Origin of the sequence: Polaromonas sp. CG_23.6 (genome assembly GCF_029892315.1) — a bacterium.
GTDB lineage: Bacteria > Pseudomonadota > Gammaproteobacteria > Burkholderiales > Burkholderiaceae_C > Polaromonas.
In genome coordinates, this window is record NZ_JARXUY010000001.1 from 1,616,609 (window position 1) to 1,629,631 (window position 13,023).

The window sequence follows — 13,023 nt, forward strand, 5'->3', positions numbered from 1 at the left end:
CACTTTGCAATGCCATCAACGACAACTGTTAGGCATGTAGGACCGGGCCGATACTGCTTGTCAGCCTGTATTTCGCAAACCAGCGGCAATGCCGTTGATGGAAATATGAATTCCGGTCTGGACCCGCTGGTCGGTCTGGCCGGCGCGGTAGCGGCGTACCAGTTCGACCTGCAAATGGTGCAGCGGATCGATATACGGAAAGCGGTGACGGATGGAGCGCTGCAGCGCCGCGTTGCCGGCCAGCCGCTGCCGGTCGCCGGTGATCAGCGTCAGCGCCTGGGCGGTGCGGTGCCATTCGCCGTCGATGGCGGAAAATATCTTTTTGCGTAGTTTTGCGTCGCCCACCAGATCGGCATAACGCGAGGCCAGCGCCAGGTCGCTCTTGGCCAGCACCATGTCCATGTTGCTCAACAAGGTGCGAAAGAAAGGCCACTGGCGGTACATTTTTTTCAGCAGCGCCAGCGCCTCTTTTCGGCTTTCCGGCGTGCCACCCTGGTCCAGGAACTGTTCGATGGCGCTGCCAAAGCCATACCAGCCGGGCAGGGTCAGCCGGCACTGGCCCCAGCTGAAACCCCAGGGAATCGCCCGCAGGTCCTCGATCTGCTGGGACGGCTTGCGTGACGCCGGCCGCGAGCCGATATTGAGCTCGGCAATCTCGCGGATTGGCGTGGCGCTGAAAAAGTATTCGGTGAACCCGGGGGTTTCATACACCAGCGCCCGGTAAGCGGCCATGCTGGCCAGTGACAACTCGTCGGCGGCCTGCAAAAAGGCCTGCGTCGCCGGCTTGGTCGGTTGCAGCAAGGTAGCCTCCAGCGTCGCGGCGACCAGCGTTTCCAGGTTGCGCCGGCCGATTTCCGGGTTGGCGTATTTCGAACCGATGACCTCGCCTTGTTCGGTCAGGCGAATCTGGCCGCGCACGGTGCCGGGTGGCTGCGCCAGGATGGCTTCGTAACTGGGGCCACCGCCCCGGCCAACGGTTCCACCCCGGCCATGAAACATGCGCAGCGTGATGCCGTGTGAAACGGCCAGCTGGTCGAACAGCTCGACCAGCGCGATTTCGGCCCGGTACAGCTCCCAGTTGCTGGTGAAGATGCCGCCGTCCTTATTGCTGTCGCTGTAGCCGAGCATGATGTCCTGCTCGGAGCCGCTGCGTTGCAGCAATGCGGCGACGCCTGGCAGCGCATAGAACTCGCGCATGATGGGCGCGGCATTGCGCAGGTCTTCGATGGTTTCGAACAGCGGCACCACGATCAGGTCGCAGCGCGACCCGGGCTTGTCCTGCGCATTCTCCAGCACGCCGTGCATCAGGCCGACTTCCTTTTGCAGCAGCAGCACTTCGAGCAGGTCGCTGGCCGTTTCGGCGTGGCTGATGATGTAGTGGCGAATCGCTTCCTTGCCAAACCGGGCGCGCGCGCTCAGGGCGGCTTCGAAAATCGCCAGTTCGACGCGGGCCAGTTCCGAGTAAACATGGCCCAGCACGCGCAGTGGCCGGGCGTCGTTGAGCATTTTCAGCAGCAGCGTGCGCTTGGCCGCTTCATTCAGGCTGGCATAACCGGCATCGATGCGCGCCACGGCCAGCAGTTCGGCAACCACTTCTTCATGCTTGTCAGAGCTTTGGCGCAAATCGACCGTGGCCAGGTGAAAGCCGAACACCTCAACGGCGCGGATCAGCGGATGCAGGCGCTGCGCCGTCAGTGCCTGGCCATGGTGGCTGACCAGCGAGGCCTGCAGCGTTCGCAGGTCGGCCAAAAACTCTTCGGCCGTGGCATAGGCATTCTGCGGCGCCACCGCATGGCGCGCTGCTTCGCCGCCCGTCAGCGCTTTCAGTGTGGCCGCCAGCCGGGCATAAACGCCGGTCAGCGCGCGCCGATAGGGTTCGTCCTGGCGGTGCTCGCTGGTGTCGGGCGAACTTTGGGCCAGTTGCTGCATTTCAGCGCTGCACTCCACCAGAATGGCCGACATCGACAGCTCGCCGCCCAGCAGATGCACCTCGGTCAGGTAGTGGCGCAGCGCCACGTCGGCCTGGCGGCGCAGGGCATAGTTCAGTGTGTCGGCGTTGACGTTCGGGTTGCCGTCGCGGTCGCCGCCAATCCACTGGCCCATGCGCAAAAAGCTGTGCACCGGCTGCATGCCCAGTTCGCGCTCCAGGCTGGCGTAGATCTTCGGAATCTCGCGCAGAAACGTCGCTTCGTAGTAGCTCAGCGCATTCTCGATTTCGTCGGCCACGGTCAGCTTGGACATGCGCAGCAGGCGGGTTTGCCACAGCTGCATGACGCGGGCGCGCAGCTGCGCCTCGTTGGCGTCAAGCTCGCGCGGCGTGAGCGCATCCTTGGCGCTGCTGACGGCCAGCGCCATGGCCTTGATGCTGTCGCGCGCCGTCAGCAACTGGGCAATGCCGCGCTCGGCATCCAGGATGCTCTTGCGCTGCACCTCGGTCGGGTGGGCGGTCAGCACCGGCGAGACAAAGCTGCGCGCCAGCGTGTCCGAAATGGTCTTGGGGGCAATGCCGGCCCAGCGCAGCCGCGCCAGCGCCACGTCGATGCTGCCTTCCTGCGTGTCGCCGGCGCGCTCGTGGATGGCGCGGCGGCGGATATGGTGGCGGTCTTCAGCCAGGTTGGCCAGGTGGCTGAAGTAGGTAAATGCGCGAATCACGCTGACAGTCTGATCACCGCTCAGGTCTTTCAACAGGGTCTTGAGCGCCTTGTCGGCGTCCTGGTCGGCATCGCGCCGGAAAGCCACGGACAGCGTGCGCACCTGCTCTATCAGCTCATACGCCGCCACGCCTTCCTGGTCGCGGATCACATCGCCCAGAATACGTCCCAGCAGGCGGATGTCCTCGACCAGCGGGCGCTCGTTGTTCCTGGCGCGTGCAGACGGCGTGGCAGGCTTGACGGTTTCAGCCACGGCGGCAGGGCTTTCGGGCTTGATCTTTTTTGTGCGTGCGGGAGTTGGCATTCTGGCCTTTTGCGTCTGGTGGCGAATGAAATGAGGAGAAAACCGCCCATGCTAGCATTCACTCCCTCTATAGATTACCAACAGGTTACCAGTGGCAGCAGCGCTTCAAACTCCCCAAAAACCGCTCAAAGTGGTCATTGCCACGCGCGAAAGCCGCCTCGCCTTGTGGCAGGCCGAGCATGTCAAGGCGCTGCTGAAATCGCGCCTGGGCTGGCAGGTCGAACTGCTGGGCATGACCACTTTGGGCGACCAGATCCTTGACCGCTCGCTCAGCAAGATCGGCGGCAAGGGCTTGTTTGTGAAAGAGCTGGAAGTCGCGCTGGCCGAAGGCCGGGCTGACCTGGCGGTGCATTCGCTGAAGGACGTGCCCATGGACCTGCCTGACGGCTTCACGCTGGCCTGTGTCCTGGCGCGCGAAGACCCGCACGATGCGTTTGTCTCCAACCACTTTGCCTCGCTGGCCGAACTGCCGCACGGCGCCGTCGTCGGAACGTCGAGCCTGCGCCGGCTGGTGCTGCTCAAGTCACTTCGGCCCGACCTTGTCATCCAGCCACTGCGCGGCAACCTGGACACCCGGCTGCGCAAGCTCGACGAAGGCCAGTACGACGGCATCGTGCTGGCCGCCGCCGGCCTCAAGCGGCTGAAGCTGGAATCGCGCATCCGCCACACCTTTGTTCCCGACGACATGCTGCCCGCAGCGGGGCAGGGCGCACTGGGCATTGAAGTGCGGGCCGACCGGGCCGATCTGATCAATGCTCTTGCCACACTGGCGCACCAGCCGACCTGGCTGGCGGTCACGGCCGAACGCACCGTTTCGCGTTCCATGGGCGGCAGTTGCTCGATGCCGCTGGCCGCTTTTGTCACCGCCGGCAGCGACGGTGCGCTGCGCCTGGACGCCGCCTGGGGGGAGCCAGCCACGGCTGATGCCCTGTCGGGTTCCGATCAACCCGCGCCCGCGCCGCTGGTGCATGCCCGGCAAAGCGCTGTCGTGCGGACCTTTGCCGAAGCCGAGGCGCTCGGTGAAGCCGTTGCATCGCAACTTCGCGCTGGTGGAGCGGTCTGGGCCGGCAACACGCCACTGCCAGCCTGAGCGGCATCACTGCATGACAACTGCCCGCATCATCGTCACCCGGCCCGAACCCGACGCCGGCTTGTGGGTGCAGCAACTGGCGCAGGAAGGCATTCCCGCCGAGGCCTTGGCGCTGATTGACATTGCAGCTCTTACAGGCGCCACGCATGCGCAAGCGCTAGACCACGCTTGGCAGGCACTCAGCGATTACGCCGCCTGCATGTTCGTCAGCGGCCATGCCGTCAATCATTTTTTCAAGCAAAAAAGGCACTTTGCGCATGCTGCACAAGCGCAAGCAGCTATTAATAACGTAGCAGATGGCGATTCTTTGGCAATCCCTCCCTACATGCGTTTCATGGCGCCCGGCCCTGGCACCGTGGCCGCGCTGCGGGCTGCTGGCGTGCCGGCAGCGCAAATCGATGCGCCGGCAGCCGATGCGCGCCAGTTCGATTCCGAGTCGCTGTGGCAAACCATCGGCACGCGCGACTGGAAGGGCCGCAAAGTGCTGATTGTTCGCGGCCAGAGCGCTGGCGCAGAAGGCGCGAGTTCCGGGCGCGACTGGATTTCCCGCCAGTGGCAGGATGCCGGCGCGAGTGTCGATTTTGTCGGCGTGTACCAGCGCCGTGCACCAGTGCTGACCGATGCACAGATTGTGCGTGTGCGCCAGGCCAGCGCCGATGGCTCGGTCTGGCTGTTCAGCAGCTCCGAAGCCGTCGGTCATCTGCTCCAGCTGGCCGGTTTGCAAGGTATGGACTGGTGCCGTGCCCGCGCCATAGCCACCCATCCCCGCATCGCCCAGGCCGTGCGTGCCGCTGGTTGGGGTGTTGTTGTGGAGTCACGCCCGGCGCTCCAGGACATCCGGCAGACGCTTGGCTCGATAGAATTGCAGCATCCATGAGTGACATTCCTCCAGCCTTGCCCCCGTTGAACCACCCGCCACCTGCCGCAGAGCCGGTGCCAGCGCGTGGCGTGCCTTCCGCCGCCCCGGCGCTGGATGCGTGGCTGGTGCCGCGCAGCTGGGCGTTGGGCGTTGCGGCCCTGGCAGCAGCCGGCCTGCTGGGCAGTGCATCACTGTGGCAAAAGCTGGGCTCCATTCAGGAGGAACTTGCGCGGCGCACGACCGACACCAGCGCGCAGTCCATCGAAGCGCGCACTCTGGCGCAGGATGCACAGGACAGTACCAAAGCGCAGGCGGTGCGCCTGGCCCTGCTGGAAACCCGGCTGAGCGAAGTCAGTCTGCAGCGCAGTCAGATCGAAGAACTGATGCAGAGCCTGTCGCGCTCGCGTGACGAGAATCTGGTCGTCGATGTCGAATCCGACCTGCGCCTGGCCCAGCAGCGCGCCTTGCTGACCGGCAGCGCCGAGCCTTTGCTGGCCGCGCTGAAATCGGCCGAAACCCGACTGACACGCGCTGCGCAGCCGCGCCTCAATCCGCTGCAGCGCGCCGTTACCCGTGACATCGAGCGCGTCAAGGGCGCCAACATTGCCGACGTGCCGGCGCTTATGCTCAAGCTGGACGAACTGGCCCGGCTGGTGGACGAACTGCCGGTTGTCAACGAAGTGGCCAACAACAGCATTCCGCGTCCGGTCGAAGTCGTGGCGGCCAAGCCCATAGGCGATCCCCCGGACCCCGGCAAGACGTCCTGGCTGCCAGGTGTTGACACGCTCGCGCTGCGTGCCTGGTCGAGCCGGGTGGCGGGCAGCCTGTGGCTGGAAGCCAGCCAGCTGCTGCGGGTGAGCCGCATCGACCAGCCCGAAGCCGCCCTGCTGGCGCCAGAGCAGGCCTTTTTTCTGCGCGAAAACCTCAAGCTGCGGCTGCTTAATGCGCGCCTGGCGCTGCTGTCGCGTCAAACCGATGCCGCGCGCGCCGACCTGATCAATGCCGGCAACTGGCTGGGCAAATATTTTGACGCTTCAGCGCGCAAGACCCAGGCTGCCCGCCAGTTGCTGGTGCAGGTGCAGGGCCAGCTCAAGAACACGGATCTGCCCCGGCTCGACGAAACCCTGGCCGCGCTCGCCACTGCGGCCGCCGGCCGTTAAGCGCCCAGCGTCACACACAGGCCAGGTCAGACCACACCATGCGCGCCGCTCTCTGGTTCATCGCCCTGTTCGGCATCGCCGTCGCGGTCGCCCTGTTTGCCGGCAACAACCAGGCCGTCGTTACGGTGTTCTGGCCGCCGCACCGGATCGATGTGTCTTTCAACCTGACAGTGCTGCTGCTGGTCGGGCTGTTCATGCTGCTGTACCTGGCTTCCCGCGCACTGTCGGCGCTGTTTTCATTGCCGGTCGAGGCGCGGCGCTGGCGCGCGCAGCAAAAAGAGCGCGCCATGTATGGCGCGCTGATGGACGCCCTGGCGCACCTGATGGCCGGGCGCTTCATCCGCTCGAGCAAGTCGGCCCAGAATGCGCTGGCACAGGAAAAAAGCCTGGGCGTGACAACTGAAACGACCGGGCATTCCATCGGCCACAGCGACAGTCTGGCCAGTCAGTTGCGCTCGCTGTCACACCTGCTGGTGGCCGAAAGCGCGCAGGCGTTGCAAAACAAGGCGCTGCGCAACCAGCATCTGGCGCTTGCCCTGCAAAACTCATCTGCCCGCCATGCCCAGGAAGTGCGCGAAGGCGTGCTGTTTCGCGCCGCCCGCTGGTCGCTTGAAGACCATGACGCCGGCGCTACGCTTGACTGGCTCGGCCAACTGCCGCAGGGTGCGTCGCGCCGTACGCTGGCCCTGCGCATGAAGCTGCGCGCCGCCCGTTACGGACGGCAAACACTGGCAGCGCTGGAAACCGCGCGCCTGCTGGCCAAGCATCGTGCATTCTCGCCGGCTGCAGCGCAAAGCATCCTGCGTGGTCTGGCGCTGGAATTGCTCGACGAAGCCCATGATCCGGTGCAATTGCAGCAAGCCTGGACAGGGCTGGACGACAGCGAACGCGCCCTGCCCGAGGTGAGCGTGCATGCGGCAGCCCGGCTGATGAGCATGCATGGCGATGCAGCATTGGCCCGTTCCTGGCTCGTGCCGGTGTGGGAGCGCATGCTGGAACCCCGTTCCGAATTGGGTGACAACCTGCGCATCAAGCTGATCACGGTGCTGGAAAGCGGCATGGACACGCTCGACGCCGAATGGCTGGCGCGCATTGAGGCGGCTCAGGTAAGCCGGCCGCACGATGCCAATTTGCTGTATCTGGCCGGCATGGCCTGCCTGAGCCGGCAACTCTGGGGAAAAGCGCGGCAGCTTTTGAGCCAGGCTGCGCCGGCCCTGCAAGACCGGCTGCTGCACCGCAACGCCTGGCGCGCCCTGGCGGTACTGGCCGAGCAGCGCCAGGACGATGGCGCTGCCACCGAAGCCTACAAGCGCGCCGCACAGCCCTGACGGGTGTTTCCCTGCTTTTTTTTTGTTGCCTCGCATGCAGGGGGATACTTTATGGTGCCGCTGCTGAAGAATCCATTTGTCTGGCGATCACAACCTGAAAAACATTAATTTGCTACTTAATAAATAGCAAATAGTTTATGTACAGCTTGCGCAAACTGCTTTTTTAATACCTAAAACCAATCGCTGAGCAAGCCGATTCCGCTTATCTGCACATCGCGTTTGGCGCTGGCTGGATTTTGCTGCACAGCCGGCAATCAGAGTGCGCTTTGAACGTGAGATCTTCGAAAATCCACAAGAGCTGATGAACGCCCCATGCACCTGAAGCCGGCCGCTTCAACAGCCAAAAAAAAAGCCGCATCCCATGGGATGCGGCCTTGACGGTTCGGCTTTGCCTGGTGTCCCGTTTCTAGGAATCCAGGCGGCCGGCCAGGTCAGGTCAGTCGGCCGATTTCTCGAACGGCAGGGGCATGCTGCCCAAGTCGCGCTTGGTCTCGACCAGCACCAAAGGCGCTTGCTCCTGCACCACCGGGGCAGGGCGCTCACGCTTCACCACGATAGGCTTGACTTCGGCGGCGATGGCGGCCTGCGCCTCGGCAATCTTGGTGGCATCGGAGTTGACCCACTGCAGTCCCGAACCCTCGGCCACTTGGGCCAGGTCCTGCAAAGGCAGGTCATAAGACTGAACCTTCGGCAGGCTGCCGGCTTTGGCTTGAGGTGCTGCAACTGGCGCTGACGCTGCGGGCATGCGCTCCGCTGCCGCTGCCGCTGCCCGTGCCGGTGCCGGTGCATGTACCGGGGCCGAGACAGGTAGCGCGGTGGCCGCTGACGCTGGCGACACATTGGCAACAGGCGCTTCTTCGAGCGCAGCCACTGGAAGGGCTTGCGGTGCTGCCAATTCAGGCGCTGCAGACGCTAGTCCATCCTGCGTATAAGGCGGATTTGGCTCAAAAGCGCTGGCCTTGGCTACTGTTTCCCCACCTTGCACGGCTGGATCGCCCCGGTCACTCCGCTCACGACGTTCGCGGCCATAGCGGTCACGGCTCTTGCGTTCGCGTGGCTGTCGCTCCTGGCTTTCTTCCTGGCCTTCGGGACGCGCCTGAACGTCGGTCGATGATGACAGCGGTGCCGGTGCACTGCCTGCTTCGCTCACACCGGGCTGGCCGGACACGACCGCCGGATGTGCCGCATCGAAACTGTCCGCTTGCGCGATTGCAGCTGGTGCGGCAGAGCCGTCGTTGCGCTCGTCCCGCTGCTCATTGCGACGGCCGGAGCGTTCGCCTCCCCGTTCACCGCTCCGTGGATTGCGTTCACGGCGACCTTCGACCGGTGGCTGCTCGCTGTTGCCTTCAGTGCGCGCTTCATCGCGCCCGTTGACAGGGCGGCGCTCGCCGTCACGTCCGTTTTCCTCGGCCGACCGTTCCTGGCGAGGTGCCGCGACGTCGCCACCCATGGCTGCAGCCATGGCCGCCTGGTTGGCCAGTGCCAGGTCCTGCTCCACGGCATCGCGCGGAATGCGCTCGCCGCGTTCGGGCCGCTCGTTGCGTTCTGGTCGCTCGGCACGGCCTTCACGGGTGCGGCCGCGCTCACCGCCACGACTTTCGCGGGCCTGGCCCTGCGCTTCATTGCGCGGCTGGGATTCGCTGTCGCCACGGCCTTCGCTTCGGTTTTCTGCACGGAATTCACCGGCTGGACGTTCTTGGCGGTCTTGTCGTTCCTGGCGCTCGGGACGGCCACCCTCGGTGCGGCCTTCCGGGTTGCGTTCACGGCGCTGCTCGCTGCCACGGCTGTCCGGACGTGCTTCGCCGCGACCTTCAGGCGCAGCGCCGTCAGGACGTCCGCGGCCACCACTGCGCCGGCCATCGTTCCGGCCGCCGTCACCACGGCCACCGTCATTCCGGCTGCCTTCAGGGCGACCGCCACGTTCCGCGCGACCACCGCGCTCGGAGCGCTGTTCGCCGCGTGCTTCGCCAGACCCGCCTTCGCGCGATGCACTTTCTTGCGGCGCATCCCTTTTCACTTCCCGGAGAACCGGCGCGGGTGCTGGCTCGGGTGTTTCGGCCATGCCGAACAGGTTCTTGATCCAGCCGAACAAGCCCTTTTCGGCAATCGCAGCTGCCGGCACATGAACCGGCATCGCAGGCGGCGCCTTGGCAGCCACGGGGGCGACTGCCACCGGCCTGGGGGGAGCCATCGGGGCTGGTGCATCGGGCAGCACGCCCTTGATGATCGGTTCCTGCTTGTTGTGCTTTTCCTGGCTGCGGCGCGTCACGGGTGTGGCGTCGTCGGCTTCGTCGGCCATCTTGTAGCTGGCCTCGATGTTGTCCAGGCGCGGGTCGTCGTGCTTCAGGCGCTCCAGCTTGTAGTTGGGCGTTTCCAGCGTCTTGTTCGGCACCAGCAGCACGTTGATGCGCTGCTTCATCTCGATCTTGCTGATCTCCGAGCGTTTTTCGTTCAGCAGAAAAGACGCTACATCGACCGGTACCTGGCACAGCACCGAAGCCGTGCTGTCTTTCAGCGACTCTTCCTGGATGATGCGCAAAATCTGCAGCGCCGAGCTTTCCGTGTCACGGATATGGCCGGAGCCGCCGCAACGCGGGCAGGGAATCGATGCGCCTTCGCTCAGCGCCGGGCGCAGGCGCTGACGGCTCATTTCCATCAGGCCAAACTTGCTGATCGTGCCGAATTGCACGCGGGCACGGTCCTGGCGCAGCGCATCGCGCAGGCGGTTTTCGACATCGCGGCGGTTGCGCGACTCTTCCATGTCGATGAAGTCGATGACGATCAGGCCGCCCAGGTCGCGCAGGCGCATCTGGCGCGCCACCTCGTCGGCGGCTTCCAGGTTGGTGCGCGTTGCGGTTTCCTCAATGTCGCCGCCCTTGATGGCACGGGCCGAGTTGACGTCAACAGATACGAGCGCTTCGGTGTGGTCGATGACGATGGCGCCGCCCGAGGGCAGTTGCACGGTGCGGGCATAGGCCGATTCGATCTGGTGCTCGATCTGGAAGCGCGAGAACAGCGGTGCGTCGTCGCGGTAGCGCTTGACGCGGTGCTCATGCTCGGGCATCACATGCGCCATGAACTGACGGGCTTGTTCGTACACATCGTCGGTGTCGAACAAGATGTCGCCAATATCGCTGTTGAAATAGTCGCGGATGGCGCGAATCACCAGGCTCGATTCCTGGTAGATCAGGAAGGCGCCTTTGCCGCCCTTGCCGGCACCGTCGATGGCGGTCCAGAGCTTGAGCAGGTAGTTCAAGTCCCATTGCAGTTCGGGCGCGCTGCGGCCGATGCCGGCGGTGCGCGCAATGATGCTGGCGCCGGCCGGGTATTCCAGCTTGTCCATGTTTTCTTTGAGCTCGGCCCGGTCTTCGCCTTCAATGCGGCGCGACACGCCGCCGCCGCGCGGGTTGTTCGGCATCAAGACCACATAGCGGCCAGCCAGCGAGACAAAGGTGGTGAGCGCCGCGCCCTTGTTGCCACGCTCTTCTTTTTCTACCTGGACCAGCAGTTCCTGGCCTTCGCGGATCACGTCGCTGATGCGCGCCTGGCTGACCGACACGCCTTGCGCAAAATACTGCTTGGAGATTTCCTTGAATGGCAAAAAGCCGTGGCGGTCTTCGCCGTAATCGACGAAGCAGGCCTCGAGCGATGGCTCGACGCGGGTGACCACGGCCTTGTAGATGTTGCCCTTGCGCTGTTCGCGCCCTTCGATTTCGATCTCGTAGTCGAGGAGTTTTTGTCCGTCAACAATCGCCAGGCGGCGTTCTTCGGACTGGGTGGCATTGACCAGCATGCGTTTCATGAGTGTTCCTAACTTTTCTTCGTTCTAAAGCCCAAAAATGGCTGAACGACGCCGGGAGCAACGCAATGCAAACGTGGGGAATTGCCGGAGAGCTTTTGACAGCAAACGGGCCGACCGGTTGTCGGTCGGCCCGTGTCAGTCTGGGCGTAGGCGCGTGGATGGAGTGAGCAGGTATTTGACAGGATTTGCTATAAAATTAATAGCTTTTTGCGCCCGCTGTGCAAGGGCTACAGGCTGATTTATGCCATGAAGCAGGGCCAGGTGGCGCGGCAGGCAACTAAACATCAGACTGACCCGTGTTGTCATCAGAGGGTGACCCGTTAAAAGACTTGATCTCAGCTGGATCCGGACGCAGCCCCAAGCTCTTGACCTGAAGCTGCATCCCTTGATATTCCGTGGTTTTATTCGCAAAGCATCGACTCGTCTGCATGGCAATTCCCGTGTCGCGAGGTGCCTGGCACGCGTCGCTAGTGGGCCATTGCCACCAGTGGCATCGACCTTCCAGCGAGGCTGTTTGCAGACCTTTTCAGGGGCTTTGGATTGGTGTGGACTAAACTCCAGACAAATCAACTACTTACAGCGTATCGCTAGTGAAACACATTATAGGGGCAGCTTCTGGCAAGGCAAAACGTCCGACAAAAGCGCCATTTCGCCCCGTTCCTGCAGTGGCTCCGCCAATTCTCCAGGCCATGCCATCGACTCCAACCCTTGTGGCGCAAGCCACCGTGCCGCAAGCCACGCTGGTCACGGTGGACGAGGACTACGCCGGCCAGCGGCTCGACAATTTCCTGATCCGCCAGCTCAAGGGCGTGCCCAAGACCCATGTTTACCGCATCATCCGCAGTGGTGAAGTGCGCGTCAACAAGGGCAGGGCGCATGCCGACACCCGCGTTGAGACCGGCGACATCGTGCGCCTGCCGCCGGTGCGCACTTCGGAGCGGGCCGAGCAAAAAGCCCAGGTCATGCAAAGCGTGATGCTAGAGGTGGCGCGCCACGGCGCCAGCTCGACCGTCGGCGGCTACGCGCCCGCTGCCGAGTTTCCGATCCTGTTCGAGGACGACTTCTTGCTGGCCATCGACAAGCCGGCCGGCGTGGCCGTGCATGGCGGCAGCGGCGTGAGCTTCGGCATCATCGAGCAGCTGCGCATGGCCCGGCCCGAGGCCGATTTTCTGGAACTGGTGCACCGGCTGGACCGCGAAACCAGCGGCATTTTGCTGATCGCCAAGCGCCGCATGGCTTTAAAACTGCTGCAAGAGCAGTTTCGCGAGCGCGAAACCGACAAGGTTTACCTGGCGCTGGTCAGTGGCAACTGGCCCGCCAAGCTGCGCGTGATCGACAAGTCGCTGCACAAATACCTGTTGCCCAACGGCGAGCGGCGCGTCAAGATCGTTGCCAACGACCATCCGGATGCCATGCGATCCGTCACGCTGGTGAAGGTGAAAAGCCAGATTGCTGCCAATCCGCTGGTGCCGGACACGCCGTTCAGCCTGCTTGAAGTCACCATCAAGACCGGACGCACGCACCAGATCCGCGTGCATCTGGCCGGCGAGGGCCATCCGATTGCCGGCGACGACAAGTACGGCGATTTTGATTTGAACAAAACGTTGCAAAAAAACAGTTTTGGCTCGCCTTCGCTGAAACGCATGTTTCTGCATGCCTGGAGCCTGAAGTTCAACCACCCCAAGACACGCAAGGCGGTGCAGTTGCAGGCGGCCTTGCCGGCAGAATTGCAGCAGTTTCTGCCCTACCGAACCGCCGAGGCTTCTGCGGAACCCGGCGATTCGTGAAAAATTCCGCGTTATCTCACGCATCGGTCATGCCGTCCAGCG

The 13,023-nt window shown here is 63.7% G+C and carries 7 protein-coding genes; 5 read left to right on the forward strand and 2 right to left on the reverse strand.

The genetic code is table 11. The annotated features are described in order from the left end of the window. Positions 1-60 precede the first annotated feature (60 nt). A complete protein-coding gene (gene ppc / locus H4V98_RS07650) occupies positions 61-2,955 on the reverse strand; it encodes a phosphoenolpyruvate carboxylase (protein WP_231374296.1) in 2,895 nt (964 codons plus the stop codon). A gap of 91 nt (positions 2,956-3,046) precedes the next feature. Here ppc and hemC point away from each other — a divergent pair, with 91 nt between their 5' ends. Genes hemC through H4V98_RS07670 form a run of 4 tightly spaced genes read left to right on the forward strand, consistent with a single transcriptional unit; the run spans position 3,047 to position 7,392 of the window. Continuing rightward, positions 3,047-4,045 (forward strand): hydroxymethylbilane synthase, encoded by a 999-nt coding sequence (gene hemC / locus H4V98_RS07655; RefSeq protein ID WP_280757410.1) that lies wholly within the window; start codon positions 3,047-3,049, stop codon positions 4,043-4,045. 13 nt (positions 4,046-4,058) lie between these two features. After that, positions 4,059-4,922: a uroporphyrinogen-III synthase gene (locus H4V98_RS07660; protein ID WP_280757411.1), complete on the forward strand. Its 864-nt coding sequence runs from the start codon at positions 4,059-4,061 to the stop codon at positions 4,920-4,922. Further along, a complete protein-coding gene (locus H4V98_RS07665; protein WP_280757412.1) occupies positions 4,919-6,064 on the forward strand; it encodes a uroporphyrinogen-III C-methyltransferase in 1,146 nt (381 codons plus the stop codon). Before H4V98_RS07660 ends, H4V98_RS07665 begins: the two co-directional genes overlap by 4 nt. A gap of 38 nt (positions 6,065-6,102) precedes the next feature. Then, positions 6,103-7,392 carry a heme biosynthesis HemY N-terminal domain-containing protein gene (locus tag H4V98_RS07670; protein WP_280757413.1) on the forward strand — a complete coding sequence of 430 codons (1,290 nt, stop codon included), beginning with the start codon at positions 6,103-6,105 and terminating at the stop codon, positions 7,390-7,392. A 436-nt stretch (positions 7,393-7,828) separates the two neighbouring features. On the opposite strand, the gene H4V98_RS07675 is transcribed toward H4V98_RS07670, so the two are convergent. Next, entirely contained in the window at positions 7,829-11,194 is a 3,366-nt protein-coding gene (locus H4V98_RS07675) for an Rne/Rng family ribonuclease (protein ID WP_280757414.1), read from the reverse strand. Between the two features lie 689 nt (positions 11,195-11,883). On the opposite strand from H4V98_RS07675, the gene H4V98_RS07680 reads away from it, so the two are divergent. Next, positions 11,884-12,981, forward strand: coding sequence for an RluA family pseudouridine synthase (locus H4V98_RS07680; protein WP_196861680.1), 1,098 nt, complete (start codon positions 11,884-11,886; stop codon positions 12,979-12,981). Positions 12,982-13,023: the final 42 nt, after the last annotated feature.